Annotated in this window: 16 protein-coding genes, 4 tRNA genes and 1 pseudogene; 14 read left to right on the forward strand and 7 right to left on the reverse strand. The window is 66.4% G+C overall.

Annotation, left to right across the window (positions count from 1 at the left end; all coding sequences use genetic code 11):
• Positions 1-150: 150 nt before the first annotated feature.
• The 10 genes and pseudogenes from ACVOME_RS05035 (at position 151) to ACVOME_RS05080 (ending at position 6079) form a co-directional block, all read left to right on the forward strand.
• Positions 151-711 (forward strand): glycine cleavage system transcriptional repressor, encoded by a 561-nt coding sequence (locus ACVOME_RS05035; RefSeq protein WP_025879444.1) that lies wholly within the window; start codon positions 151-153, stop codon positions 709-711.
• A gap of 81 nt (positions 712-792) precedes the next feature.
• On the forward strand, positions 793-1272 hold the full coding sequence (locus tag ACVOME_RS05040) for a peroxiredoxin (RefSeq protein ID WP_065174941.1): 480 nt from the start codon (positions 793-795) through the stop codon (positions 1270-1272).
• 81 nt (positions 1273-1353) lie between these two features.
• Positions 1354-2754, forward strand: coding sequence for a PhoH family protein (locus ACVOME_RS05045; RefSeq protein ID WP_053517267.1), 1401 nt, complete (start codon positions 1354-1356; stop codon positions 2752-2754).
• Positions 2751-3257, forward strand: coding sequence for a hypothetical protein (locus ACVOME_RS05050; RefSeq protein ID WP_481504800.1), 507 nt, complete (start codon positions 2751-2753; stop codon positions 3255-3257). The genes ACVOME_RS05045 and ACVOME_RS05050 overlap by 4 nt, the downstream gene beginning before the upstream one ends.
• 11 nt (positions 3258-3268) lie before the next feature.
• Positions 3269-3937 carry a YoaK family protein gene (locus ACVOME_RS05055; RefSeq protein ID WP_053517265.1) on the forward strand — a complete coding sequence of 223 codons (669 nt, stop codon included), beginning with the start codon at positions 3269-3271 and terminating at the stop codon, positions 3935-3937.
• 97 nt (positions 3938-4034) lie between these two features.
• Positions 4035-4844: a bifunctional hydroxymethylpyrimidine kinase/phosphomethylpyrimidine kinase gene (gene thiD / locus ACVOME_RS05060; RefSeq protein ID WP_053517263.1), complete on the forward strand. Its 810-nt coding sequence runs from the start codon at positions 4035-4037 to the stop codon at positions 4842-4844.
• A pseudogene (locus ACVOME_RS05065) lies at positions 4841-5768 on the forward strand (alpha/beta hydrolase family protein). The gene thiD and the pseudogene ACVOME_RS05065 overlap by 4 nt, the downstream one beginning before the upstream one ends.
• A tRNA-Arg gene (locus tag ACVOME_RS05070) sits at positions 5759-5835 on the forward strand. Before ACVOME_RS05065 ends, ACVOME_RS05070 begins: the two are co-directional and overlap by 10 nt.
• 58 nt (positions 5836-5893) lie before the next feature.
• Positions 5894-5970, forward strand: a tRNA-Arg gene (locus ACVOME_RS05075).
• Positions 5971-6002: 32 nt separating this feature from the next.
• Positions 6003-6079, forward strand: a tRNA-Arg gene (locus tag ACVOME_RS05080).
• Positions 6080-6697: 618 nt separating this feature from the next.
• On the opposite strand, the gene ACVOME_RS05085 is transcribed toward ACVOME_RS05080, so the two are convergent.
• Positions 6698-7618 (reverse strand): LysR family transcriptional regulator, encoded by a 921-nt coding sequence (locus ACVOME_RS05085; RefSeq protein ID WP_053520376.1) that lies wholly within the window; start codon positions 7616-7618, stop codon positions 6698-6700.
• A gap of 139 nt (positions 7619-7757) precedes the next feature.
• On the opposite strand from ACVOME_RS05085, the gene ACVOME_RS05090 reads away from it, so the two are divergent.
• A complete protein-coding gene (locus tag ACVOME_RS05090; RefSeq protein ID WP_481504801.1) occupies positions 7758-8459 on the forward strand; it encodes a pirin family protein in 702 nt (233 codons plus the stop codon).
• A gap of 45 nt (positions 8460-8504) precedes the next feature.
• Here the strand turns inward: ACVOME_RS05090 and ACVOME_RS05095 are convergent, their stop codons facing one another.
• The gene (locus ACVOME_RS05095; RefSeq protein ID WP_065181267.1) at positions 8505-9200 is read right to left on the reverse strand and encodes an alpha/beta hydrolase; all 696 of its coding nucleotides are present in this window, start codon (positions 9198-9200) and stop codon (positions 8505-8507) included.
• 185 nt (positions 9201-9385) lie between these two features.
• On the opposite strand from ACVOME_RS05095, the gene ACVOME_RS05100 reads away from it, so the two are divergent.
• Positions 9386-10525 carry an MFS transporter gene (locus ACVOME_RS05100; RefSeq protein ID WP_461287704.1) on the forward strand — a complete coding sequence of 380 codons (1140 nt, stop codon included), beginning with the start codon at positions 9386-9388 and terminating at the stop codon, positions 10523-10525.
• 7 nt (positions 10526-10532) lie between these two features.
• On the opposite strand, the gene ACVOME_RS05105 is transcribed toward ACVOME_RS05100, so the two are convergent.
• Positions 10533-11678, reverse strand: a complete 1146-nt coding sequence (locus ACVOME_RS05105; protein ID WP_279941748.1) for an alpha/beta fold hydrolase — start codon at positions 11676-11678, stop codon at positions 10533-10535.
• 225 nt (positions 11679-11903) lie between these two features.
• Here ACVOME_RS05105 and ACVOME_RS05110 point away from each other — a divergent pair, with 225 nt between their 5' ends.
• Both ACVOME_RS05110 and ACVOME_RS05115 read left to right on the forward strand, forming a co-directional pair.
• Positions 11904-14282, forward strand: coding sequence for a TonB-dependent receptor (locus tag ACVOME_RS05110; RefSeq protein WP_193395531.1), 2379 nt, complete (start codon positions 11904-11906; stop codon positions 14280-14282).
• An 8-nt stretch (positions 14283-14290) separates the two neighbouring features.
• Positions 14291-16399, forward strand: a complete 2109-nt coding sequence (locus tag ACVOME_RS05115; RefSeq protein ID WP_481504810.1) for a phosphocholine-specific phospholipase C — start codon at positions 14291-14293, stop codon at positions 16397-16399.
• A 66-nt stretch (positions 16400-16465) separates the two neighbouring features.
• Here ACVOME_RS05115 and ACVOME_RS05120 read toward each other — a convergent pair whose 3' ends face one another.
• The 4 genes from ACVOME_RS05120 to alaS all read right to left on the reverse strand — a co-directional run bounded on the left by ACVOME_RS05120 (position 16466) and on the right by alaS (position 20736).
• On the reverse strand, positions 16466-17386 hold the full coding sequence (locus tag ACVOME_RS05120) for a hypothetical protein (RefSeq protein WP_065181262.1): 921 nt from the start codon (positions 17384-17386) through the stop codon (positions 16466-16468).
• A gap of 179 nt (positions 17387-17565) precedes the next feature.
• Positions 17566-17658: transfer RNA gene (locus ACVOME_RS05125), tRNA-Ser, on the reverse strand.
• A 78-nt stretch (positions 17659-17736) separates the two neighbouring features.
• Positions 17737-17940 (reverse strand): carbon storage regulator CsrA, encoded by a 204-nt coding sequence (gene csrA, locus ACVOME_RS05130; protein WP_053520007.1) that lies wholly within the window; start codon positions 17938-17940, stop codon positions 17737-17739.
• Between the two features lie 147 nt (positions 17941-18087).
• Positions 18088-20736 (reverse strand): alanine--tRNA ligase, encoded by a 2649-nt coding sequence (gene alaS / locus ACVOME_RS05135; RefSeq protein WP_461287703.1) that lies wholly within the window; start codon positions 20734-20736, stop codon positions 18088-18090.
• Positions 20737-20772: the final 36 nt, after the last annotated feature.

Raw genomic sequence — 20772 nt, forward strand, 5'->3', positions numbered from 1 at the left:
TGGCTGGGAAGGGAAAACGCCCGCCACGAAAGGGCGGGGGCGACTTGAATGTTACTTGCGGCGCGAAAGCACGGGCAAGTATGCTGCACTCCGGTGGATCCCCGCCTCTGGCGGGCATTCAGACTCACGCATGCATTACCCGGAATCGCCTTGACCGACACCACCCCGCGCCCCGCGCCGAGCGAAAACCACCTCCTGATCAACGCCTATACGACGCATCCGGAGTCCCCACTGCTGTCCGTCACCCGACGCATTGCCGACAGCGGCTGCAATCTGGTGGACGCGCGCCTGGCCACGGTTGGCCGCGACGTATCGGTCACCGCGCTGGCCACCGGGTCGTGGGACTCGGTCGCCAAGCTGGAAGCGATGCTGACCCGGCTCGAGCGCGAGGAAGGCCTGAAACTGGTCTGGTACCGCACCGAGGCCAAGCAGGCGCAGTCCAATCTGCTGCCGTACATCGTTGAAGTGATCGCCGCTGACAAGCCGGGCATCCTGTTCCAGCTGGCCGACTTCTTCGACCGCCAGGGCATCACCATCGAGACCCTGCAGAGCACGCGCTATCGCGCCATGCAGACCGGTGCGGAAATGTTCAGCGCGCAGGTCACCATCGGCGTGCCGGCCAACATGCACATCGCCGCCCTGCGCGATGATTTCCTCGAATTCTGCGACCACCTGAACCTGGACGCGATCATGGATCCGATGAAGTTCTGATTTTTCGCGCGTTCGTCACGGGCACGCGGCGTTTCATGCAACTGTCGTAGAAATACCCCAGGCTCCGGAACCAAGGACCTCATGAACAACGGCGATACCCTGGACCGCACCACCCTCTCGCTCCCGCTGGCCCTGTCAGGCGGCGAACACACCACCCTCGGCGACCTCGCGGGCCAATGGCTGGTGCTGTACTTCTACCCCAAGGACAGCACCCCGGGGTGCACCACCGAAGGCATCGACTTCAACGCGCTGCTGCCGGAGTTCCGCAAGGCCGGCGCCACCGTACTCGGCGTCTCCCGTGACTCGGTGAAATCACACGACAACTTCTGTGCCAAACAGGGCTTCGCGTTCCCGCTGGTCAGCGATGGCGACGAAGCGCTGTGCAACGCCTTCGATGTGATCCGGATGAAGAACATGTACGGCAAGCAGGTACGTGGCATCGAGCGCAGCACCTTCCTGATTTCTCCCGACAGCCGCATCGCGCAGTCCTGGCGCAAGGTCAAGGTCGCCGGCCATGCCGACGCCGTGCTTGCCGAACTGAAGGCCGCCCAATCCAAGTGATTCCCATCGCCCACTTTGTCCGCCATCACCCTGCCCCGCAGGTCGTGGTGGTTTTTCCCTGCCCGTAACCAGGAATCGACGATGACCCGAGGCAAGCGCATCTACGTGCTGGATACCAACGTGCTGATGCACGATCCGACCGCGCTGTTCAAATTCGAGGAGCATGACGTCTACCTGCCGATGCAGGTGATCGAGGAGCTGGACAACGGCAAGAAGGGCACGTCCGAGGCAAGCCGCAACGCCCGCCAGGTCAGCCGCTTCCTCAACGAGCTGGTGCAGGCCTCCGGCCTGGACAATCTGGCCGACGGCATTCCGCTGCAGCGGCCACAGGGCCTGCAGCTGCGTGGCAAGCACAGCGCCGGCAAGCTGCGTTTCCAGACCAGTCATTTCGACGCCGGCAAGAGCTTCGGCAAGGTCATCCCGGACAATGCCATCCTCGGTGCCATCCTGGCGCTGAAGGAGCAGACCCCGGAGATCCCGGTGGTGTTCGTCTCCAAGGACATCAACCTGCGGATCAAGGCGGCCATCGCCGGCATCGTTTCGGAAGATTACGAAAACGACCGCGCACTGGACGATTTCAGCCTGCTCTACACCGGCGCCACCGAGCTGCCGGAGGATTTCTGGAAGCTCCATGGCGACGACCTGCGCAGCTGGAGCGACAAGGGCCGCACCCATTACGAGATCCTGGCCAGGGACGACGAGGAGTGGTACCCGAACCAGTACGTCTACCTGCCGGGCGAGGACGAGGTGGAGCTTCGCGTCAGCCGCGTGGTCGGCGATGGCAAGGTGGTGCTGTCGCTGGTTGATGATTTCCGCCACGGCAGCCATGCCGTGTGGGGCATCAGCGCGCGCAACCGCGAGCAGAACTTCGCGCTCAATGCACTGATGGATCCGGAGATCGACTTCGTCACCCTGCTCGGCACCGCCGGCACCGGCAAGACCCTGCTGGCACTGGCCGCGGGGCTGGCACAGACGATGGACCAGCAGCGCTACCGCGAGATCATCATGACCCGGGCCACCGTCAGCGTCGGCGAGGACATCGGCTTCCTGCCGGGCACCGAGGAAGAGAAGATGACACCGTGGATGGGCGCGCTGACCGACAACCTGGAAGTGCTCACGCACAACCAGGAAGGCGGAACCTGGGGACGCCAGGCAACCAACGATCTGCTGGCCAGCCGCATCAAGATCCGCTCGATGAACTTCATGCGCGGCCGCACCTTCCTGTCGCGCTATCTGATCCTGGACGAGGCGCAGAACCTCACCCCGAAGCAGATGAAGACGCTGATCACCCGTGCCGGTCCCGGCACCAAGATCGTCTGCCTGGGCAACGTCGAGCAGATCGACACCCCGTACCTGACCGAGACGACATCCGGCCTGACCTACGCGGTGGACCGCTTCAAGAACTGGCCGCACAGTGCGCACATCACCCTGCGCCGTGGCGAACGCTCGCGGCTGGCCGATTACGCTTCGGAGGTGCTGTGAACCGTTCTGCCCGCCTGCTGCTGCCGATGGCTGCGATCACCCTCGCAGCCGTCCTTGGTGCCTGCACCACCACCCGCGGGCCGGCCAGCGTGCCGACCGCCGAACGCACCGGCCAGTCGTGGGTGGTCACCCGGCCGATCGTCGCCGCGCAGGTGCTCGACACCTGCTCGCGGCACAGCCCGGGCCGGGATGCCGGCCGCGTCACCGGCTACTGGGCCCCCAGCCGGCAACAGGTGGACCAGCTGGAAGCCGCACTGCCTTCGCTGCAGGCGCAGGTGCCCGACGTACTGGACTTCGACCGCCAGTACGTCGGCATCGAAAGCGCTGGCAAGCGCCTGATCTACATCAATGCGTTCCGCCTGCCTGACGACAGCGGCATCAAGCCGGCGCGCGAGGCCATCCGCGTCTGCGATGGTGGCAAGCAGTTCTGGGGCGCGGTGTTCGACCCGGCCACCGGTGCGTTCAGCGAGCTGCAGTTCAACGGCGGTCTCGGCGGTCCCTGAGGGTCGCGCCGATGGGCATACGCCTTCCCACCTGGGTCTGGATCGGTGCCGTAGCGCTGTCGTGCGTGGCCGGCATGGTCAACGTGGTCGGCTTTCTGGGCTTCGAGCATCAGGCCGTCAGCCACATGACCGGTAGTACCAGCCAGCTCGGCATGGCACTGGCGCAGGGCGACTGGCGCGCGGTCGGGCACCTGTGGGGCCTGCTGATCGCTTTTTCGCTGGGTGCGATGCTCAGCGGGCTGCTGATCCAGGACAGCGCACTGCAGCTCGGCCGGCGCTATGGCGTCGCTCTGGCACTGGAATCGGCGCTGTTGCTGGCCGCCATTCCCTTGTTCAAGCAGCAGCAGATCTGGGGCGCGTTGTCGGCAGCGATGGCCTGCGGGTTGCAGAACGCGATGGCCACCACCTTCAGCGGCGCGGTGATACGGACCACCCACCTCAGCGGCATGTTCACCGATCTTGGCATCGGCCTGGGCCATCTGTTGCGCGGGCTGCCGCTGCAGGTGCGGCGGCTGACGCTCAGCGGACTGATCATCAGCGGCTTCCTGGCCGGTGGCGTGATGGGTGCGTGGCTGTTCCTGCGCTGGCAGTACGATGCCCTGCTTGCCCCCGCGCTGCTGACCGGCGCGACCGGGCTGGTCTATGTGCTGTACCAGCAATGGGTACGCTGGCGGTACTGAGCGTCGCCGCACGCACGCGCAGCATGAGGCGTCCGCCCCTGCCGGCAGCCCGTAGCCGGCACTACCCCCATCCCGGTGACCACGGCACAATCGCCGCATGAGCCCGACCACTCCCGTTTCCGCCCTCACCATCGCCGGCTCCGACTCCGGCGGAGGCGCCGGCATCCAGGCCGACCTGAAGGCCTTCGCCGCACACCGCGTGCATGGCCTCTCCGCGATCGCCGCACTGACCGCGCAGAACACCCGCGGTGTCACCGCCGTGCATGTGCCGCCAATCGAATTCCTGCGCGCGCAGCTCGACGCGTGCTTCGATGATTTCGACATCCACGCGGTGAAGCTGGGCATGCTGGCCAATGCCGAGGTGATCCACGCCGTGGCCGATGCGCTGCAGCGTCACCGGCCCGCACATGTGGTGCTGGATCCGGTGATGGTCGCCACCAGTGGTGCGCGCCTGCTGGAAGACAGCGCGCTGCAGGCAATGCGCGAGCGTCTGCTTCCGCTGGCCACGCTGGTCACTCCCAACACACCGGAGGCAGAACTGCTGGTGGGCCGCACGATCGGCGATGGAGACGACGCCGAGCGGGCTGCGTCGGCACTGCTGGATCTCGGGGCCGGCGCGGTGCTGCTCAAGGGCGGCCACCTGCACGAGGGCAACCGCGTGATCGATCGCTACTTCGATGGCGTCAGCAGCGAGGAATTCAGTCACGCGCGCTTGCCGCTGGATGCCCACGGCACCGGCTGCACACTGGCCTCGGCCATCGCCGCGCAGCTGTGCAATGGCCTGAGCCTGGCCAACGCCTGCGAAGCGTCGATCGACTACGTGGCACGCGGGCTGCAACTGGGCTACATGCCGGGGCGCAGCGATGTGCGCGTGCTGGATCATTTCGGCGCAGCGCCCCACGCATGAGCCTGCCATCACGGACACTGGCCGTGGAATGCGGCGACGGCCATCGCTTCGAGGTGATGGCCTGCGTACCCGAGCAGCCGCTGGCGCGGCTGCTATGGCTCCCCGCACTGGGCGTGGCCGCGCGCCACTACCTGCCACTGGCACAGGCCCTGGCTGCGAAAGGCATCGCGGTCTACCTGCACGAGTGGCGTGGCAACGGCAGCAGTTCACTGCGCCCTTCGCGCACGCAGGACTGGGGCTATCGTGAAGTGCTCGAGCAGGACCTGCCTGCCAGCCAGGCTTTGCTCGCCAACGCCGATGCCGGCGAAGGCGCGCTGCCCTGGATCATCGGTGGGCACAGCCTGGGTGGGCAGCTGGCCTGCGTGCATGCAGGACGGCAACCGCAGCACTTCGAGCACCTGTGGCTGGCCGCCAGTGGCACGCCGTTCTGGCGTACGTTTCCGCCTCCGCGCGGATGGCTTCTGCCGCTGGTGTACCGCTTCCTGCCCTGGATCGCCCGCCGCCAGGGCGTGCTGCACGGCCGGCGCCTGGGCTTTGGGGGCACCGAAGCACGCGGCCTGATTGCCGACTGGTCGCGGGTGGGCCTGAGCAACCATTACGCAGCCGCGGGCATGACCGAGGATCTCGATGCGCAGATGGCACGCGTGCATGGCAGCGCGCAGGCCGTGGTGATGGAACACGACTGGCTGGCACCGATCGGTTCGATGCAGGCGTTGCTGGATAAACTGCCGAATGTGGCATCACACCTGTATGTGATGTCCGACGGGGAACTGGGCACGCGTGCCGACCACTTCGCGTGGATGAAGGCGCCACAGGCGGTCGCCCACCAATTTTTCATTCAGCTGGATGAAAATCTTCACAAAAACGGTTGACGGTACGCGCCGACATCCGCATAATTCCGCTCCTGTCGCAGGGCGCCCGTAGCTCAGTTGGATAGAGTACCTGGCTACGAACCAGGCGGTCGGGAGTTCGAATCTCTCCGGGCGCACCACTCGACAGGTTTCCGGCATCCGCCGCTGGAAATGAAGTAAAATTTGATTGTGTACCGCGCGCCCGTAGCTCAGTTGGATAGAGTACCTGGCTACGAACCAGGCGGTCGGGAGTTCGAATCTCTCCGGGCGCACCATACACGATCAACACAACAGGTTTATGTGATTGGCGCCCGTAGCTCAGTTGGATAGAGTACCTGGCTACGAACCAGGCGGTCGGGAGTTCGAATCTCTCCGGGCGCACCATTACACCGAAACAGCAGGCCTCGGCCTGCTGTTTTTTTTATGTGTGTTCTTCGGCAGGGCTGCGCCCTGCACCCGCCGAAGCCAAAGCCGGAGCAACAGCAACAGCGCGCGTTCCGACACCACCCCCACCTTCGACAGGTTCACGCGGCTGTTGGTAGGTGTCGACCTTGGTCGACACATCTGTCAGATATCGAGTGAATTCATCCATGCATGGCGTGGATCTACCGTGTCGACCAAGGTCGACACCTACCAGAGCAGTACGCCGTTCCGACAGATAGCGGAAAACTGTCGAAGGCGGGGTGGGGGGGGGGGGGGGGGGGGGGGGGGGGGGGGGGGGGGGGCGCGCCCCCCCCCCCCCGGCGGGGGGGAGGGGCGCCCCCCCCCCCCCCCCCCCCCCCCCCCCCCCCCCCCACCGGAGGGGGGGGGGGTGGGGGGGGGCGGGGGGGGGGGGGCGCGCCGGCCGCCCCCCCCCCCCCCCCCCCGCGGGGGCGGTCGCCCCCCCCCCCCCCCCCCCCCCCCCCCCCCCCGTCCTGCCCCGGCAAACCCGCTTCGGCCGTGGCTGCTGCTGTTGCCGTGTTCCCGCCCGTAGCGGGTGCAGGGCGCAGCCCTGCCGCACACCTATCCCCCGGCCATTGCCTGCCACCACTGCGACAGCAACTCCGGCCTGCGCAGGCGCTCGCGCCACCAGCGCAATGCCGCGCCATCCTCACCGGTCCGCCAGGCCAACCAGAAGGTCTCCTCCGGCTTGTGTTCCTCGACCTCACGGATCACCAGTTCGCCTCGTGCCACCGCCGCGCGCGCGCACGGCTCGGGCAGAAAGCCGAAGCCCACGCCCTCGCATTGCAGTTTCAGCTTGCTGGCCATGTCGGGCACTGTCAGCATCTCCTGCCCCATCAGCAGGCCAACCGTCCGGGGCAGCAAGCGCCGCGCCGAATCGGACACCGCGATCGCACAGTGCTCGACCAGCTGCTCACGTCCCAGCACGCCCGGCACTGCCGCCAAGGGATGATCCGGGGCAACCGCGAACACGAACTCGACCGTACCCAACGGCTCGACCACGTAGCCACCACCGCTCGGCCCCTCGCCCGGCGCGCCCACCAGCAGATCGGCACGCCGGTCCAGCAGCGCCTCCCAGGTGCCGGACAGCGCCTCGCCGATCAAGCGCAGGCGGGTCGGCGCCTCAGCGCCGCGAAATGCGGCGATGTCCGGACCCAGCAGCCAGGTGGGAAACACCGAATCCACTGCCAGGGTCAGTTCGGTTTCCCAGCCGGAGGCCACCCGGCGCACCCGCAGTTCCAGTTCGCGGGCCGCACGGAGCAGATGCCGGCCCTCATCCAGCAGCGCGCGACCGGCCTCGGTCGGCTCCGCACGCGGGCCCACCCGGTCGAACAGCTGCACGCCAAGATCCTCTTCCAGCTTGGCCACGGTGTAGGAAATGGTGGACGGCACCTTGTGCAGGGCCTTGCCGGCACCCGCAAACGAACCGCGGCGATCGATGGCGTCCAGGATCTGCAGGGCTTCGAGGCTGAGCTTGAGCATTCGAATTTTTCGATGATGGCTTTCAAAACTATCCGTTTTTCAAAGCACCGGCGCAAGCGGATACTTCTCTCCAACAGGGAAAAACGGCGATCAATGCCCTGCCCCGCCCCATCGAAAACATCGAACAAGGAGATATCCCATGCTGCAGATCCGCAAGAGTGCTACCCGTGGCCTGGCCGAACATGGCTGGCTGTCCTCGCGCCACACCTTCTCGTTCGCCAACTACTACGATCCGCGCTATGTCAGCTTCGGTCCGCTGCGGGTGATCAACGAGGACAAGGTGATCGGCGGCCAGGGCTTCGGCACCCACAGCCACAGCAACATGGAGATCGTCTCCTACGTGCTGGGCGGCGCACTGGAACACAAGGACTCGATGGGCACCGGTTCGGTACTGCGCTACGGCGATGTGCAGTGCATGAGCGCCGGCAGCGGCGTCAGCCACAGCGAGTTCAACCACTCGGCCACCGAACCCGTGCATTTCCTGCAGATCTGGATCTTCCCGGACACGGAGAACATCACCCCGTCGTATGAGGAAACCCACTTCACGCCGGACAGCAAGCGCAACCAGCTGCGCCTGATCGCCTCGCCCGACGGTGCCGATGGTTCGCTGCGCATCCACCAGGATGCCCGCATCTTCGCCACCCTGCTCGACGGCAGCCACAAGCTGCACCACGCCCTGGGCAGCGGACGCGGTGCCTATGTGCAGGTCGCCCGTGGCCAGCTGCAGGTCAACGGCATCACCCTGGAAGCCGGTGATGCGCTGCAGATCAGCGACGAAGCGCAGCTGACGCTGGAGAACGGCAACGACGCCGAAGTGCTGGTGTTCGACCTGCCGCTGTGAAGTCACGCCCGCGGTGCCGACCGGTACCGCGGGCGACCTCTGGCCTCAACCGCCGACGGCGGCGCAGGCCTCCAGAATCAACGCAGTCACCTCGGCCGGTTTCGACGCCAGCGAAGCATGGCTCGCATCCAGTTGCAGAAGACGCCGGGGCTGGATCCGATCGGCCATCATCGCCTGGTTCTGGGGCGCAATCATCCGGTCCTGGCGCGACAGCTGGTACCAGCTCGGCCTGTGCTTCCACGCCGGATCGGTGATCGCGTCACCAAACGTGCTCGCCAGCGGCGCCTTCTGGGTCACCGCCATCACGCGGCCCTCGTCGGCGGTGAGGTCCTGGCAGAAGCTCTCGTGGAATCTGTCCGCGCGCAGCCACAGATAGCCGTCGCTGTCCGGGGCAAGGTTCGCTGCCGCCTCGGGCAGGTGTTGCTGGGTAATGCCACCCGCGCTCTCGCCCTCGTCGGGTGCGAATGCGGCGATGTAGACCAGGCCCTTGACGTTGGCCTCCCTGCCCGCCTGGGTGATCACTGCACCACCGTAGGAGTGGCCGACCAGCAGGACGGGGCCATCGATCTGGCGGATCATCTTCTGCGTGCGGCTGGCATCATCGGCCAGCGAGGTAAGGGGTAGTTCGACCGCCTGCACGCGGTCATGGCCGTTGCGATGCAGTTCCAGAATGACCTTGGCCCAGTGTGCGGCCCCGCCCCAGAAACCATGGACGAGGAGGATGGTCGGCGCAGTACTCATGGATGGATCTCCGGCAGCGGCCAGGCGGAATGCCGACCGTGAGCCCACTGTCGCCGCGCAGCGTTAAACAGCAGTGACGCCCTTGGCGCGCTGCAATCGTATGCATGTCGCCCCCCCTCCGTTGGCACTTGCCGAACGGCCGTGAAATCGCTTCCATGACGGTTCACTGGAGCTTCCTACCGCGCATGACGCCTTCTTCCCCACGTGCCCAGCAGCACGCCACCCGCGCCGCCTTCTTCATTCCCGGTTTCGCCACCGCCGCGTGGGCACCGATGGTGCCCTTCGCCAAGGCCCAAGCAGGGCTGTCCGACGCCGGTCTGGGCGCCGTGCTGCTGTGCCTCGGGCTGGGCTCACTGCTGGCCATGCCGCTGGCCGGTGCGCTGACCGGTCGCTTCGGCTGTCGTCGGCTGCTGGTGGTCACCTGTGCACTCGTGCTGCTGGCACTGCCGCTGCTGGCGGTGCCGCCTTCGCCCTTCGTGCTCGGTGCGGCCCTGTTCGTGTTCGGCGCGGGCGTGGGTGCGATGGACTGCACGATGAACATGCAGGCAGTGGCCGTCGAACGCGAAGCCGGCCGGGTGATGATGTCCGGCTTCCACGCCTTCTACAGCATCGGTGGCTTTGTCGGCGCCGGCTGCATGACCGGTCTGCTGATCCTGGGCACACCGCTCTGGCTGGCCGCGCTGCTCGCGGCGGCGGCACTGCTGCTGGTAGCTGTGCTGTCGGCACCGCACTGGCGTCCGCAACGGATCCTGCACGAAGGCCCCTTGCTGGCACTGCCACGTGGCGTGGTGCTGTTCATCGGCGTGCTGGCATTCGTGGTGTTTCTCGCCGAAGGCTCGATGCTGGACTGGAGCGCCGTGTTCCTGGCCGAGGTACGGCAGGTGCCTCGCGACCAGGCCGGCGCGGGCTTCGCGGTGTTCACTCTGGCGATGACAGCCATGCGCCTGTTCGGCGATGGCATCGTCGAGCGTCTCGGCCGCACCCGCACCCTTGTCATCGGCGGCATCACCGCTGCGGCCGGCTTTGCCGTGGCCACCCTGGTGCCATCGTTGCCGGTTGCCCTTGCGGGCCATGCGCTGGTCGGCCTGGGCTGCGCCAACATCGTGCCGGCACTGTTCTCGATGGCTGGACAGCAGCGCGCGATGCCCGAGAACATCGCCATCACGGCGGTCACCACACTCGGCTATGCCGGCATTCTCGCCGGCCCGGCCGCGATCGGCGCACTGGCCCATGCCAGCAGCCTGGGCTTCGCGTTCCTCTGCGTGGCGGCACTGCTGATCGGTGTCGCGCTGTCGGCGCCGGCACTAGCGCGCCGGCTGTCCTGACGATGCATCAACCGCGTGCCGGCTCCGCTGCCGGCACATCGTGCACCAGCCACTCGGCCTGTGCCGGCAGCTGCGGCGCCGGGCAGGTGGACGGGGGGTGCCGTTCGTCGCGCGCCATCCAGTCGTCGACCACACCGGCCAACAGATCCAGCCGCAGCGGCAGGGTGATATGGTCCTCGCCGCGCATCTCGATGTAGTGCGCCCGCGGGTTGGCCTGCGCGAGTTCGCGCCCCTGGCTCACAGGAATGTGCTGGTCGCCCTGCCCGTGCAGCAGCAGCACGCAGGCGCGCGTGTCGGCCAGCGCGCGAGCCACATCCACATGGTCAAGATCGACATCGATGCGGCGGCTGGCCGCAGCAATCACCTGGTCGATGTCCTGTCCGCCATAACGCCACCGCGCATATGAGGCCACGGCCTGTGCCTTCCACCCTTCCGGCTGCAGCGCCATCAGGTGCGGAATCATCGTGCGGATGGCTACGCCGGCATTGGCGAACGACTCCATCGCGACGACGCCGGCAACCTGGTCACCGAGCTTTTCAGCGGTGAACACCGCCGTCGCCGCGCCATAGGACACGCCGAACAGATACAGGGGCCCGGTGACTTCGCCGCGTGCGCGCAGCTCAGCGATCACATCGACCACGTCGTCCGATTCGTAGGTGCCATAGCCGGAGGGTCCAGCCCCGGACTGACCGTGGTTGCGCAGGTCGAGCGTGACCACGCGATAGCCCGATCCGGCCAGCTGCAATGACCACGGCAGCATCGAATCGCCGTTCATCATCCAGCCGTGCAGGAGCACCACGGTGCCACGCGGCGCCTGTGCCCGGAACGGCTGCGGCACCGACAGGCTGAGTCCGGTGTCCAGCGGCAGGCCATTCTCGTGCCGCTGCGGCAGATAGCGATAGCGGGCGCCGTAGTCGCCCGGATCGAACACGCGCCAGAAGATCGGCACGCCATCACGGCCCGGCGCGAAACCATGGCGATTGGGAATCCCGGCAATGGCCGCAGCGATGCGCGGCTGGTCAAGCAGCGTCGACACGCCGCCCGGCGCGACCAGGCGGTCGGCGAGCGAGGTGGATGCGGCATTCATCGAGGAAGAGCATGCAGCCAGCCACAGGCCGGCGCACGCCAGCAACAGCAGCAGCAGGCGCTTCATGGGCGATCAGGGAAGAAATGCGGCAGCGTGGCAGCCTAGCGGGCACCGCGCTTGCCATCTATCGCGGTTCGATGACGGCTTGATGACAGCGCAGCATCGATTCAGCTTGGTGCAGGGCGCCTCCCGCGCCGCGGGTGCAATGAAGGCTGCATCTGCACGTCACCGTCACGTCACTGCCGCTGCCGACACTCCGGGGCTTCCCCCACTCGTGAAGGTCCGGTTTCGATGCCAACGCATGCGCGTATTCCCCGTATCTCGTTGCTTGCCCTGCTGATCGCGCCCACACTGGACGCCCTCGCCGAAGCACCGCAGGGAGAGGGTGACACGACACGTCGCAGCGACGCCCGCACGCTGGACCAGGTCCAGGTGATCGGCCAGGCAACCAGTTACGCCAAGACTGCGGTGCGCACGGAAACACTGAACCGGCAGCTGGTGATGAGCAGCGTCAACGACGCGCTCAACGAAGTGCCCGGCGTGGTCGTCAGCGAGGCCGATGCCACCGGTTCGTCGGTGTGGGGCACGCAGATCAGCATGCGCGGCTTCGTCACCAACCGCGATACGCAGCAGATCGGCACCACCATCGATGGCCTGCCCAATGGTGGCTCGGGCTACGGCGGTGGCTCCCTGGCCAATCGCTACATCGACACCCTGGACCTGGAAACGGTGGAGGTCAGCCAGGGCACGGCTGACATCTCCTCGCGCTCGAACGAGGCGCTGGGCGGCACCCTGAACTTCCTCACCGGCGATCCGCTGCAGGACAGCCGGCTGCGCTTCGTCGTCGGTGCCGGTGACAATGAAGCGCGCAAGTACTACGTGCGCTATGACACCGGCGTGCTTGGCGGCCACACCCGTGCCTGGGTCAGTGCATCCTCGGCGCGCGTGCACGATTGGATCGACGGCAGCGGCCGCACCCGCAACGACCATATCGCCGGCAAGTTCGTCACCGAACTGGACCGCTGGACACTCACCGGCTATCTGTCCTACAACGATGCCGACGAACCGGAGTACACCAGCGTTTCGCCACAGGGATTCGCCACCAATCCGGACCGCGACAACCTGGTCGGCACCCTGACCGGCATTCCCTATCTGGACCAGAACTTCCGTTCCGGTTCCCGTGCCCTGCGCGAGAACACCTTCGGTTACCTGCGCGCGGCCTTTGACGGTGGCAACGGCTTCAAGGCCTCGATGGCGGCCTACGGTCATCGCATGCAGGGTCGCGGCGACTGGCTGCCGCCGTACCTGGCGCAGGTCAGCGACGATGGCAGCGGTCGCCCCGAGTCGGAGTACACCGGCGGCAGCACCGTGTACGGCGGCAGCAACCGGGGCCAGATCTACTTCGTCAATCCCGATGGCAGCGCCGCCCAGCGTCTGGCCACCTGCACGCCGCGGCTGGGCTTCACGGCCGAGTATGATCCGGGCTGCTACGCCGGCAATGTGCTCGGCGCCCAGTCCTACCGCCACACCCACTACGACAACGACCGCATGGGCGTCACTGCCGACGTCGAGTGGCGGCAGACCTTCGGCAGCATCGACAACACGGTCCGCGGTGGCCTGTGGGTGGAAAAGCTGGACCGCTCCGCACGCCGCGACTGGCACCGGCTGCTCAACGTCGGGCAGGACATCGCCTTCGATCACCAGCCGTACTGGGTCCAGTTCGAAGACCGGTACAAGGTCGATGAGCAGATGTACTACATCGAGGACGTGGCCCGCTTCGGTCCCTTCAGCGCGCGCCTGGGCGTGAAGCAGTTCTTCGTGGACCAGTCCCGCCGGCGTGTGATCGGCGCCGCCGAGAACGTCACGTCCGATTCAAAGTCCGATCCGCTGCTGTCCACCGGCTTCACCTGGGCACCCGGTGTTCAGGGCATGGAACTGTTCGCAGGCTTCTCGCAGAACTTCGCGGCCATCCCCTCCGGCGTACTGGGCGAGACCGATCCGCAGCGCTTCCGCAACGTCGAGCCGGAGACCGCCGACAACATCGAACTCGGCATGCGCATCAGCCGCTGGCCGTTGACCGCCTCGGTCACCCTGTACAACATCAAGTTCGACAACCGCATCGTCTACCTGCCGGCCGGTTTCGTCAGCGGCATCGATTACCTGGGCGAGACCGACGGCGTCTACGAGAACTTCGGGGGCGTGGAGAGCAATGGCCTGGAAGCGGCGCTCGGATACGGCTGGGACAACGGCTGGCGGATCAACGCGGCCTATACCTACAACCGCTCGAAGTACCTCGGCAGCGGCGATTCCGCGCGTGACGCCCAGCTGGGCATCGTCGATGGCGCCAAGGTGATCGGCCAGCCCGAGCAGATCCTGGTGGTCTCGGCTGACTGGCAGGGCGAGAACTGGAACTTCGGCCTGTCAGGTCGCTACCTGGGAACGCGCTACCTCGATGCTGCCAACGCCAGCAGACTGCCCTCGGCCACGGTGTTCAATGCCAACATCGGCTTCGATCTGCAGGGCCTGTCGCCACGCCTGAAGGGCATGGGTGCGAACCTGGTGGTGAGCAATCTCACCGACAAGCGGTATCTTGCAGGTGTCGACGGCCGCGACAGCGCCTTCATCGGCGCTCCGCGCACCGTCGGCATCTCCTTCCGTGTGGACCTGTGAGTGAACCCGTGACCGATATCGGCCGTCGCCGACTGTTGCAGGCCGGCCTTGCCGCCGGCCTTTCACCGCTGCTGCCGAGCATCGCCCGGGCCGCCGCGATCGCCCCCGATGCACGCACCCGCAGCCTGCAGGACCTGCAGCACATCGTGGTGTTCATGCAGGAGAACCGCTCGTTCGATCACTACTTCGGCACCCTGCCGGGCGTGCGCGGATTCGGTGATCGTTTCGTGGCCCCCGCCGCCCCCCTGGCGGGCGGTGGCGCTGCGCGCACCCTGTGGCTGCAACCCGATGCCAGCGGCAGCCGGGCGATCGCACCGTTCCCGCTGGATACCGCCGCGCACTTCGGCTACATGCGCGTCGAAGGCACGCCGCACACCTGGCCTGACGCGCAGCGTGCCTGGGACCATGGGCGCATGGGGCAGTGGCCCAAGGCCAAGCAGAATCACTCCATGGGCTACTTCCAGCGCAGCGACCTGCCCTTCCAGTTCGCACTCGCCGATGCCTTCACCGTCTGCGATGCCTATCACTGCGCGATCCAGGCCGGCACCAACCCGAACCGGGTGTTCCTGTGGACCGGCCACAACGATCCCTTTGCCCGCGCCGGCGGCCCGGTGATCGCCAACTCCCACGACAACTTCCCGGAGCACGGCGGCCATCCGGCGTCCTACCAGTGGACCAGCTACGTCGAGCAGCTGCAGCAGGCAGGGGTGTCCTGGCAGATCTACCAGGACATGGCCGACAACTTCACCGACAACCCGCTGGCCGGATTCGAGACCTTCCGGCAGGCGTACCGCGCTGCACCGGGCCACGATCCACAACTTCGCGCACGCGGGGTCAGCACGCGCGGGCTGGCACAGCTGCGCCAGGATGTGGTCGACGGGCAGTTGCCACAGGTCAGCTTCATCATCGCCGACGCTGCCGGCAGCGAACATCCCGGCCCCTCCAGCCCGGCGCAGGGCGCGGCCTACACCGCGCGCGTGCTCGACGCGCTGACCGCTGACCCGGAGGTCTGGAGTCGTACCGCCCTGCTGTTGATGTTCGACGAGAACGACGGCTTCTTCGACCACGTGCCGCCGCCCGCCCCGCCTTCACCGCTGGAGGATGGCTGGGCCGGCGCATCGTCGGTCGGCACCGAAGGCGAATACCATCGGCATCCTGCGCCTGGCGACGAGAAGTACGACGCCGCCGAGCTGCGTGGCCGCCCCTATGGACTGGGCCCACGCGTGCCGTTGTATGTGATCTCGCCCTGGAGCCGGGGCGGCTGGGTCGATTCGCAGGTGTATGACCACACCTCGGTACTGCGCCTGATCGAACGCCGCTTCGGTGTGCCAGCACCGGGCATCTCACCGTGGCGGCGCGCGATCTGTGGCGATCTGACCCACACGTTCGATTTCGCCCAGCGCGATACCCGCCCCTTCGTGCAAGCGTTGCCTGACGTCGATGCGGTGGCCGCGCGCGCGGCGGCCCTGCCGGGCCGGACCGTGCCTGCACTGCCGCAGGGGCTGCACCCTGCACGCCAGGAAGCCGGGGTGAGACCGGCACGCGCCCTGCCCTATCGGCCGCAGGCCCGGATCACCGCATTGGCCGCCGGAAGCATCCATCTGCAGCTGGGCTGCGAAGGAGCGGCAGCGGTACTGCATGTCTACGACCGGCTGCGCCTGGACGCGATTCCGAGGCGCTACACGCTGGTGCCGGGCACGCCCGTGCAGGCGCGCTGGCCGCTTGCTGCCGATGGCCGCTTCGACCTGTGGCTGCTGGGCCCCAATGGATTCCATCGCCACTTCCGCGGCGATGCCACCTCCCCGATGTTGCTGGCGGACGTGGAGCGCGCCGATGGTCAGCTTCGCCTGCTTCTGCGTAACCCGGGCAATGAACCCTGCCGGGTCCGCGTGCAGGGAGGCGCCTATGCCGGGCACATGCCCGACCAGACGCTGGACATCCCCGCGCGCTCGGAAACATCGCTGGCCTGGGATGCAGCCCCCACCGCAGGGTGGTACGACCTGCATGTCAGCGCAGGAAGCGGTGCGCTGCGCCTGGCAGGGCGTGTAGAGGATGGCCGCCCCGGCACCAGCGATCCGGCGATGGGCAGTGAACCCTTGCGGTTCCAGCACGATTGAGGTCGAGGACGAAACCCGGCAGGCCGCGTCCTGCCCCATCGAAACCGACCGAATCGGGACTGCGCGTCATTGATCTGCGATGCAGCAGTCCGCGTACACCTGCGTCGCCCGCTCGCGCGCAGCCTCGCGCTGTGCAGGGCTCAACTTCGCCTGCAACTCCTGCAGGCTCCTCGCCGGCATATGTGCCGGATTTGCCTTGGCAGCGGCCAAGGCATATGCATAGGCATTCACGCCATCGTAGGCGGTGATTCTTCCCTTGTCGTACGCGCTGGACAGGTGACTGACCGCATCGAGGCTTCCCGTTGCCGCAGCATCATGGAGATGGCGCATCGCACTCTCCCGCCATCTGACCAGGGATTCCGGATTCGCAAGCCACTCCGACGGAGGGCCGATGACGGTCTCGGGATCGGCCGCGTAAAGCAGCTTGGCTTCGATTGAACCCTGCGAGGCGGCCCTGGCAAGCCATGCTCCATGATAGAAGGCAGGCGCAGCTACCAGGGACGCACACTCGCCCAGACGACGCTCATCATTGACCAACGAGGCAGGATCCGGCGTCATGCCTGCATTACGAAGGAAATCGAATGACGCGACCGGATCATGCTTGATCAGGTTCCTGCACTCGCGCACCGTCAACTCCATCAGATAGCTCGCATCCGCATCACCGGCGTCGGAACGCTGCTTCATCACCCTCATGTACTCAAGCGCATCGCCCGGCGGCCGCCGCTCACGGTTGCCGGCAATCTCGTATGCCTTCGGACCTACCCGGCGGAAGACCTGGGGATTCGGCGGCTGCGGACCTGTTCGCGCAGCGGCACGATGCTGCTTTGAGGGCACGGGTGCGACGTCAGTGCGGCCTTGCGTGTGAGGCGCGTGCGCCGCAATCGCCTGCGGCATGGAATCCGCGCGGCCCCACAGGACATAACCGCCGGTCAACACGACAACTGCCACGCCGCCCACGATCAGAGCGCGCTTCAAGGAAATCTGCATCCGCACTTCCCGTCCCATCGATCGCCGATCCGTCGGCGTACCGGCTCAGCACATCAGAACCTGCAATCCAAGTCCAGCAATCAGCGCAGACTCGATTCCTGCAGGTGATGGGCAACGTGCTGCACGGGAGAATTCCGGCCACAAAAAAGCCCCTGTCTCCAGGGGCTTTTCTGAGTATCTGGCGGAGTGAGAGGGATTCGAACCCTCGATAGAGCTTTTGACCCTATACTCCCTTAGCAGGGGAGCCCCTTCGGCCACTCGGGCATCACTCCGGGGATTTCACCGCAGGGGGTGCGTCGCACCTCAGCGGGGCGTGAATCATAACGTTAATCACGCGCGAAGGTAAAGCCTTATTCCGCAGAATTTTCACCACCGGCGCTGCCGGCTTCGTCACCACGCTGGATGCGCTGGTAGATCTCTTCGCGATGCACAGCGACGTCCTTCGGCGCAGTGATGCCGATACGTACCTGGTTACCCTTGACGCCGAGCACGGTGACGCTCACCGAGTCACCGATCATCAAGGTTTCGCCGACGCGGCGAGTCAGGATCAACATTTTTGTAAGTCTCCATGGAACCGTGTGGAAGGGTATCCCCCACCGGCTTGACGCTTCGTCAAGAAGCGCTACCACGACAAAGGGAAAAGATTCGCAATGGTACCGTCAGCCGTCCCGCTCCTACAAGAAGGGGGACGGCAGGCTTCATCACAGGCGGGGGCTGACCCATTCGACGACGGCAGCCAGTGCAGTGGCAAGGGCGGGCCCGTCCTCGCCACCACCCTGGGCGAGGTCCGGGCGTCCGCCGCCCTTGCCCCCGATCTGACCGGCGATATGCGACAACAGTTCCCCTGCCTTGACCCGGCCCGTTGCACTGCCGTTCACGCCGGCGACCAGGGCGGCCTTGCCGTCCTGGGCACCTGCCAGCACGATCACCGCGTCTCCCAGCTGCTGCTTCAGGCGGTCCACGGCATCGCGCAGCGCCTTGGCGTCGAAGCCCTCCAGGCGGGCCGCCAGCACCTTCACGCCCGCGACCTCGACCGCCTGGCTGGAAAGGTCGGCGGTCGCACCCGCGGCAACCTTGGCCTTCACCGCTTCCAGTTCACGTTCCAGCTGCTTCTGGCGCTGGCCAAGCGCCCGGATCTTCTCGACCACGTCGGCAGCACTGCCACCCAGCAGCTCGGCCGCCTCGGACAACCGCGCCTCTTCGGCATCGACGTAATCCAGGGCGCCCTGACCGGTGACCGCTTCGATGCGACGCACGCCCGCGGAGACACCGCCTTCCGAGGTGATCTTGAACAGGCCGATATCACCGGTGCGCTTGACGTGGGTGCCACCACACAGTTCGGTGGAATAGTCGCCCATTTTCAGTACCCGGACCTGTTCGCCGTACTTCTCTCCGAACAGTGCCATGGCGCCGAAATCGAGTGCTTCCTGCATGCCCATGGAGTGCACTTCGGCAACATTGTTGGCACGCACCTGCTGATTGACCTTGCGCTCGATCACGGCCAGTTCTTCGGCACTGATCGGCTGGAAATGCGAGAAATCGAAACGCAGGCGGTCCGGCGCCACCAGCGAGCCCTTCTGCTGCACGTGCGTGCCCAGCACTTCGCGCAGGGCCGCGTGCAGCAGGTGGGTGGCCGAGTGGTTGAGGATGGTGGCGCCGCGGCGCTCACTGTCGACCTCGCCAGCCAGCACATCGCCCACCTTCAGGTCGCCTTCGGTCAGGGTACCGACATGGCCGTGGAACTGGCCCGCGAACTTCTGGGTGTCTTCCACCGCCAGCCGCACGCCGTTGCCGGTCATTACGCCGGTATCGCCGACCTGGCCGCCGGACTCGGCATAGAACGGCGTCTGGTTGGTGATGACGATGACGGCATCGCCGGCACTGGCCGACTGTACCGGACGCCCCTCCTTGAGCAGCGCCAGCACGGTCAGGTCACTGGCCTGCAGGCGGTCGTAGCCCAGGAACACGGTCGGGGTGAGCGTCGCCACCAGCTCGGCCGGCAGGGTCACGCCACCGCCGAACTTGCCCGCGGCACGCGCGGTCTCGCGCTGCTGTTCCATCGCCGCATCGAACCCGGCGATATCGACCGTCAGGTCACGCTCGCGGGCGATGTCCTGGGTCAGGTCCAGGGGGAAGCCATAGGTGTCGTAAAGGCGGAAGGCGTCACTACCCGGGATCACGCCATTGCCGGCCCTCGCCGCAACGTCTTCGAAGATTTTCATGCCGGCGTCGAGCGTCTCGGCGAACCGCTCCTCCTCAGCCTGCAGCGCGCGGGTCACGGTGTCCGCTGCCGCCGGCAGCTCCGGATAGGCCTCGCCCATCTGTGCAACCAGCGTCGGCACCAGCTTGCTGAAGAACGGCTGGCGCACACCCAGCATCCAACCATGGCGCAGCGCGCGGCGGATGATACGGCGCAGCACATAGCCCCGTCCTTCGTTGGACGGCAGGACGCCATCGACGATCAGGAACGAGCAGGCACGGATGTGGTCGGCAATCACGCGCAGCGACTTGTTCTCCAGGTCGGAGGTACCGGTCAGCTCGGCGGCCTTGCGGATCAGAGCCTGGAACAGGTCGATCTCGTAGTTCGTGTGGACATGCTGCAGGATCGCCGCAAGACGTTCCAGGCCCATACCGGTATCCACGCACGGCGCCGGCAGCGGCACCAGAGTGCCGTCCGGCTGGCGGTCGAACTGCATGAACACCAGATTCCAGATCTCGATGAAGCGGTCGCCATCCTCATCCGGCGACCCCGGAGGACCGCCGGCAATGTGGTCGCCGTGGTCGTAGAAAATCTCGGTGCACGGACCACACGGGCCGGTGTCGGCCATCTGCCAGAAGTTGTCCGAAGCGAACGGCGCGCCCTTGTTGTCGCCGATACGCACGATGCGCTCTTCCGGCACCCCCACCATGTCGCGCCACAGTTCGTAGGCTTCGTCGTCGGTCTGGTAGACAGTCACCAGCAGGCGCTCGGCAGGCAGCTTCCAGACCTGGGTCAGCAGCTCCCACGCCCACGCGATCGCGTCCTTCTTGAAGTAGTCACCAAACGACCAGTTGCCCAGCATTTCAAAGAAGGTGTGATGGCGGGCGGTGTAGCCAACCTGGTCAAGATCGTTGTGCTTGCCACCCGCGCGCAGGCAGCGCTGGACATCGGCCGCGCGCACGTAGCTGCGCTTCTCGGCACCGAGGAACACGTCCTTGAACTGCACCATGCCGGAGTTGGTGAACAGCAGGGTCGGATCGTTGCCAGGCACCAGCGGTGCCGACGGCACGATGGTATGGCCTTTGCCCTTGAAGAATTCAAGGAAATCGCTGCGGATCTGGGAGGTCGTGAATTTGGCGGGTGCGTTCATTGGGGGCTGGCAGTCTGCGGGCCGGCGGACCCGGAC

It is taken from the genome of Stenotrophomonas sp. STEN008 (assembly GCF_056760435.1).

Bases quoted from the DNA above. Each gene is read 5' to 3' on its own strand.
- ACVOME_RS05095 (WP_065181267.1), bottom strand. From the start codon at position 9,200: ATGAGTACTGCGCCGACCATCCTCCTCGTCCATGGTTTCTGGGGCGGG.
- thiD (WP_053517263.1), top strand. From the start codon at position 4,035: ATGAGCCCGACCACTCCCGTTTCCGCCCTCACCATCGCCGGCTCCGAC.
- alaS (WP_461287703.1), bottom strand. From the start codon at position 20,736: ATGAACGCACCCGCCAAATTCACGACCTCCCAGATCCGCAGCGATTTC.
- csrA (WP_053520007.1), bottom strand. From the start codon at position 17,940: ATGTTGATCCTGACTCGCCGCGTCGGCGAAACCTTGATGATCGGTGAC.
- ACVOME_RS05055 (WP_053517265.1), top strand. From the start codon at position 3,269: ATGGGCATACGCCTTCCCACCTGGGTCTGGATCGGTGCCGTAGCGCTG.
- ACVOME_RS05105 (WP_279941748.1), bottom strand. From the start codon at position 11,678: ATGAAGCGCCTGCTGCTGCTGTTGCTGGCGTGCGCCGGCCTGTGGCTG.
- ACVOME_RS05090 (WP_481504801.1), top strand. From the start codon at position 7,758: ATGCTGCAGATCCGCAAGAGTGCTACCCGTGGCCTGGCCGAACATGGC.
- ACVOME_RS05120 (WP_065181262.1), bottom strand. From the start codon at position 17,386: ATGCAGATTTCCTTGAAGCGCGCTCTGATCGTGGGCGGCGTGGCAGTT.
- ACVOME_RS05100 (WP_461287704.1), top strand. From the start codon at position 9,386: ATGACGCCTTCTTCCCCACGTGCCCAGCAGCACGCCACCCGCGCCGCC.
- ACVOME_RS05045 (WP_053517267.1), top strand. From the start codon at position 1,354: ATGACCCGAGGCAAGCGCATCTACGTGCTGGATACCAACGTGCTGATG.
- ACVOME_RS05085 (WP_053520376.1), bottom strand. From the start codon at position 7,618: ATGCTCAAGCTCAGCCTCGAAGCCCTGCAGATCCTGGACGCCATCGAT.
- ACVOME_RS05110 (WP_193395531.1), top strand. From the start codon at position 11,904: ATGCCAACGCATGCGCGTATTCCCCGTATCTCGTTGCTTGCCCTGCTG.
- ACVOME_RS05040 (WP_065174941.1), top strand. From the start codon at position 793: ATGAACAACGGCGATACCCTGGACCGCACCACCCTCTCGCTCCCGCTG.